5 protein-coding genes are annotated in these 4,938 nt (G+C 72.2%); 3 read left to right on the top strand and 2 right to left on the bottom strand.

Annotation, left to right across the window (positions count from 1 at the left end; translation table 11 throughout):
- Positions 1-66: 66 nt before the first annotated feature.
- Positions 67-465 (bottom strand): VOC family protein, encoded by a 399-nt coding sequence (locus ACFQ87_RS40650; protein ID WP_380615995.1) that lies wholly within the window; start codon positions 463-465, stop codon positions 67-69.
- Between the two features lie 93 nt (positions 466-558).
- On the opposite strand from ACFQ87_RS40650, the gene ACFQ87_RS40645 reads away from it, so the two are divergent.
- Positions 559-1,548, top strand: a complete 990-nt coding sequence (locus ACFQ87_RS40645; RefSeq protein WP_380615994.1) for a helix-turn-helix transcriptional regulator — start codon at positions 559-561, stop codon at positions 1,546-1,548.
- Positions 1,549-1,741: 193 nt separating this feature from the next.
- Here ACFQ87_RS40645 and ACFQ87_RS40640 read toward each other — a convergent pair whose 3' ends face one another.
- Positions 1,742-2,746 carry an alpha/beta fold hydrolase gene (locus tag ACFQ87_RS40640; RefSeq protein ID WP_380615993.1) on the bottom strand — a complete coding sequence of 335 codons (1,005 nt, stop codon included), beginning with the start codon at positions 2,744-2,746 and terminating at the stop codon, positions 1,742-1,744.
- Positions 2,747-3,077: 331 nt separating this feature from the next.
- On the opposite strand from ACFQ87_RS40640, the gene ACFQ87_RS40635 reads away from it, so the two are divergent.
- Both ACFQ87_RS40635 and ACFQ87_RS40630 read left to right on the top strand, forming a co-directional pair.
- Positions 3,078-4,034, top strand: a complete 957-nt coding sequence (locus ACFQ87_RS40635) for an ATP-binding cassette domain-containing protein (protein ID WP_380615992.1) — start codon at positions 3,078-3,080, stop codon at positions 4,032-4,034.
- Entirely contained in the window at positions 4,031-4,813 is a 783-nt protein-coding gene (locus tag ACFQ87_RS40630) for an ABC transporter permease (RefSeq protein WP_380615991.1), read from the top strand. The genes ACFQ87_RS40635 and ACFQ87_RS40630 overlap by 4 nt, the downstream gene beginning before the upstream one ends.
- The last annotated feature ends 125 nt before the right edge of the window (positions 4,814-4,938 follow it).

The following is a 4,938-nucleotide window of genomic DNA, read 5'->3' as shown; positions in this document are numbered from 1 at the left end:
GGGACCGAAACCCCCTGGGGGTGGTTCTCCGCCGAAACCCCCCGCCCCCGGGCTCTTCCTAGCGCGTCAACGTGCCAGCCTTTCGATGGCTGCCGGCGTGACGGGGGTGAAGAAGTTGACGAGGTTGCCGTCGGGGTCGCGGAACAGCAGCGACCGGTTACCCCAGGGCATCGTGGTGGGTCCGTTGACGAAGTCGGTGACGAAGCCGGTCAGGTTCCGGTGAACGCGGTCCACGTCCTCGACGAGGAACTCGGTGATCACGCTGTGGTTGTCCGCCGGGCGGGCAGAGCCCGGGGCGAACAGCGGGACGGTGCGGGTGCTGGCGATCGCGAGGGTGGCCCCCGTGGTCTTGAGCTCGGCGAAGTCCTCGGTGGCCCACATCGCCTGCACCCCTGTGGCGCGCTCGTAGAACTCGACGAGGCGCGCGACGTCGCTGGTGATGATGCGGATCGAGACGAAGTCCATAGGGATCTCCTTGGTTGTACCGGAGGCGTGCACGTCGGAGGCTAGGAGAAATAGTGGACAGAATCGGTCCACTATTCGCGTTAGGTTGTGCACATGCCTCGACCCACTGGCCGCGTACTGAGACTCCTGGAGCTGCTGCAATCGGGTGGCACCCGGACCGTGGCCGAACTCGCTGACCGGCTCGGCGTCGAAGGACGCACCGTGCGGCGGTATGTGGACCAGCTGATCGACCTGGACGTGCCCGTGGAATCGGTGCGTGGCCGCTACGGCGGGTACCGGCTCGCCCCCGGGTACCGCTTGCCTCCGCTCATGCTCAGCGACGACGAGGCACTGGCCGTGCTGCTCGGCCTGGTCGCCGGCCGCCGGGCAGGGTTGACGACGACGGAGCGCACGGCGAACGAGACGGCATCGGCGAAGATCCGGCGGGTGCTGCCCAAGCACATCGCCCGTCGACTCGACGCACTCCTGGAGGCTCTCGCCTTCACGGACCAGCCCGGCGAGTTCGACACCCCGGACGTCGGGGTCCTGCTCACCATCGCCGACGCGGTGCGCCACCGCCGACCGGTCTCGATCAGATACACCGACCGCAACGGACGGCGCAGCGAACGCGCGCTGCACGCGTACGGGATCGTCGCCCATTCGGGCCGGTGGTACGTCACGGGCAAGGACCCCCAGATCGGCGAGGACCGAACCTTCCGGCTCGATCGCATCGCCGACGCGAGGACCCTCCCCGGCTCGTTCGAGGAGCCCGTGGGTCCCGGTCCGGCGCAGCGCGTGTTGTCAGGATTCGCCACGGCTGAGTACCGGCACGAGGTGACCTTGCGGATCCACGGGACAGTTGAGCAGGTCCGCGCCCACCTCCCCGCCGGCGTCGCGAGCCTGGAGGAGCACGAGCCCGCGGCGGGCGAGGACCGGGCGGCCGAGCGCTGGCTGCGCGTCGAGCTACGGGCGGAGCGACTCGACTGGTTGCCTCCGGTACTCGCCTCACTCGACCGACCGTTCGTCATCGAGCGCCCCGATGAACTGCGCGACCTCGTCATCGCGCTCGCCGACCGCCTCGCGTCCTACGCCCGCCGGGCCTGACAGTGAGGAACCAATGCCGTGAGATGGCACACCTGGTCGACTTTGTACGACACCCTGGACAAGCGGAGCAGGGCGAGCTGCTGCGCAAGAACGGCTGGACTCCGGCGCGCCGGCTGGCCGCCGACCGCCGCCGTGGGGGCCGCGGACCTGCTCGTCCGCGACCGACGGCGGCGACGGAAGCCGTGGCCCGCGCTCAGCGGCACAGCCGCGCGACGAGCTCCAGCTCGTCCGCCAGTAGCCCCGGGTCACGCGGGCCGGCATGCGGCGCGCTCAGCGACCGCACACGGAAACGGTTGTGCGGTGCGACGTCGTCCGCCTCACGGATCATGAGGTCCTGGAGCGGCAGCGGGATGATGCGGTCCTGCGTGTAGCGCACGAACGTACGCGGCACCCGGCCCCACTTCGCCGGCAGCCCGCGGGCGTCCTCGCTCGCGCCGACTGCCGCCGACTCGTCCGGCTCCAGGATGTTCATCAGCGCCCGGACCTCGGCGTCCGGCCGGTCGGCGGCGATCGCCTCCTTGACGACCGCGAAGAACGCAGGGTCGCCCGAGCGCCAATTGACCCGGCTGACGCCCAGCTCCGGCGGCGTACGGACCGCGGGGAGCTTGGACATGGAGCTGGTGGCCGCCTCGGGGGTCATCAGCAGCTGCAGCACCGAGGGGTGCTCGGTCGGGCAGAACGCGGAGGCGTACACCAGGTGCGCGACCAGCTCGGGCACCTGGTTGGCGACCGCGTTGAGGGTCACACCGCCGAGGCTTCCGCCGACCAGCACGACGGGGCCGTTGCGGCGCGCCCGCCGCACCACGCCAATGACATGCGCGGCGAAGTCGCCCAGCGTCACCTTGGATAACGGCGACGGCTCGGTGCGCAGCCGCTCGAGGTCCTGCGGGCACTGGTAGGACTCGGGGAGGTACGCGCCGAGCCCGTGCCCGGGCAGGTCGACCGCAATCGCGCGGTGCCCGCGCATTCCCAGCTCGCGCAACAAGGGCTGCCAGTAGAAGGAGTTGCTTCCCGAGCCGTGGACGAGGACGAAGGTGGGCGCGCCGTGCGTGGGCGCGTCCGCGTGCGCGGTGGAGGCGGCCGCGCCCATCGCGGTGACCGCCCCCGCCCCGGCCACGGCTGCCTTCAGCGCGCTGCGCCGCGACGTCCCACCGGCCTTCGCTTTGCCACTCCCGGCATTGTGCTGTTCCTTGGCCATCGACGGCCTCCTCCTTGAGTATTGAGTGACGCTTTTCGTTCATGGGCCGCGACGGGGTCCGGCTCCGCAACCGGCACCGAACCCGGAACCGGCCGCGGCCCTGCGCCAACTTACTCGGCAGTTAACTACGATTCACGGGCGCCCCAAAGGGCGGGGCGGTGTTGCACAGCCGCTTGGTGCCCATGGTGGCCATCCGTTTCCGCATCAGGCCGCTCGAACGATTGACACGGCGTCAGGGAGCACCCCGGGTGTCGGTCGTCCGTCATCCGTACGAGTGGGCGCGGTGGTGATCACCACGGGTGTCGGCGGTCGGACCGGCACGATGAGGCGCATGGACCGATTCATGACCGGGCGGGCCACTCCGGCCGCACTGGCTGCCGGTGCGGCCGCCACCGGTCTGCCCGACACCGCTTCCGGCGCCGTCCAGCCGCAGTACCGCCGTGTCGCCGCCCTGGTCACCCTGGTCACGCTCCGCACGCCCCGGGCGAACCCGTGTCCACCGGCACGGCCCCGCCCGCCGTCCCACCAGCAACGGAGGCCCGTGGACGAGCCCTTCGCCATCGCCGTTCGCGCCCGCTCCCGCGTCTGCGGTCGGGGAAGGCCCGGGGCGGACGCGCCCCCGCCGTTCGTTCTGGACCGCGTGACTGTGCGCCGCGCCGGGCGACTGCTGCTGGACGGCCTCTCGGCGCAGATCCCCGGCGCCGCGTGCACGGCGCTGGTCGGGCCGTCCGGAGCGGGCAAGTCGACGCTGCTGCGGTTGCTGAACCGGCTGGCCGAGCCGACGTCGGGTGTCATCCGTTTTCGGGACAGGCCGCTGCCGGAGCTCGACGTGTTGGAGTTGCGCCGCCGGGTCGGGCTGGTCGGCCAGCAGCCGGTGCTGCTCACCGACCGTGTCGTTGACGACCTGCGGGTGGGCCGCCCGGACCTCGGAGAGGACCAGGCGGCCGTGCTGCTGGAGCGGATCGGCCTGCCGGCCGAGATGTTGGGGCGGGCCACGGCCGGGCTGTCCGGTGGCGAGGCCCAACGGGTCTGCTTGGCACGGGCGCTGGCCGTCGGTCCGGAGGTGCTGCTGCTCGACGAGCCGACCTCGGCCCTGGACGCGGAGAGTGCGCAGGCGGTGGAGCACACGATCAGGGACCTGGTCGCGGACGGGCTCGCGGTGGTGCTGGTCAGCCACAACGCGCCGCAGGCGCGCCGGGTCGCCGACCACGTCCTGGTCCTGCGCAGCGGAGGTCTGGTCGCCTCGGGGCCGGCGGACCGTGTCGACTACCTCCGGAAGGCGACGTGAACACGGCCGTACCGGCCTGGGCCGGGGTCGCCGCCTCCGTCGCCCTGGTGCTGCCGGCGATCGCGGTGGCGTGGCGCCGGCGACTGCACCTGGCCCGGGACATCGCCGTGGCGGCCGCACGCGCCGGCGTCCAACTCGCGGCCGTCGGCGCGATCCTGGTCTTCGTCTTCCAGCACACCGGCGTGGCCGGAGCCGCCGGCTGGCTCGCGCTCATGGTGATCACGGCCGGGCGCGTCTGCGCGGGCCGCTCCGCCGGGATGCCCCACGCGCTGCCGATCGCCACCACCGCAGCCGCTGTCGGCTCCGCCGCGACCCTCGGCGTGCTGCTCGCCCTCGGGATCATCGCCCCCCAGGCCCGGGTGGTGATCCCCGTCGGTGGCATGGTGGTCTCCGGTGCGATGCAGGCCACCACCCTCGTCCTGGTGCGCCTTCGCGACGAGGCCCGCACCGCGCGCCCCGCCATCGAGGCCCGCCTCGCCCTGGGCCTGCCCGCCGTCGACGCCTTCGCGCCCCATGTCCGTTCGACCCTGCGCACGGCGCTGATCCCCGCCGTCGACTCCACCAGGACCGTCGGGCTGATCAGCCTGCCCGGTGCGATGACCGGCCTGATCCTGGCCGGAGTCGACCCGCTCACCGCGATCCGCTACCAGATCGTCGTGATGTACATGATGCTCTCCGCTGCTGCCCTGGCCGCCCTCACCGCCGCCCACCTGGCCGAGCGCGCCCTGTTCGACGACGTCCACCGGCTACGGCCGCTCACCGCCGGGACCCGACGATGACACCTCGTTCGTCCCCGCCTGGGTCGGCTTCTGCCCGCCCCCTCCGCAGGGCCGGTGCCTCACCGGAGTTCCGGATCGGCAGGGTGGATGGGGTGGAGGGCGTTCACGCCGCGCCGCCCAACTCC

The sequence above is a fragment of the Kitasatospora sp. NPDC056531 genome (assembly GCF_042794375.1).
GTDB lineage: Bacteria > Actinomycetota > Actinomycetes > Streptomycetales > Streptomycetaceae > Kitasatospora.
The sequence above is the reverse complement of the archived record's forward strand: the minus strand, read 5'-3'. Positions and strand labels throughout refer to the sequence as shown.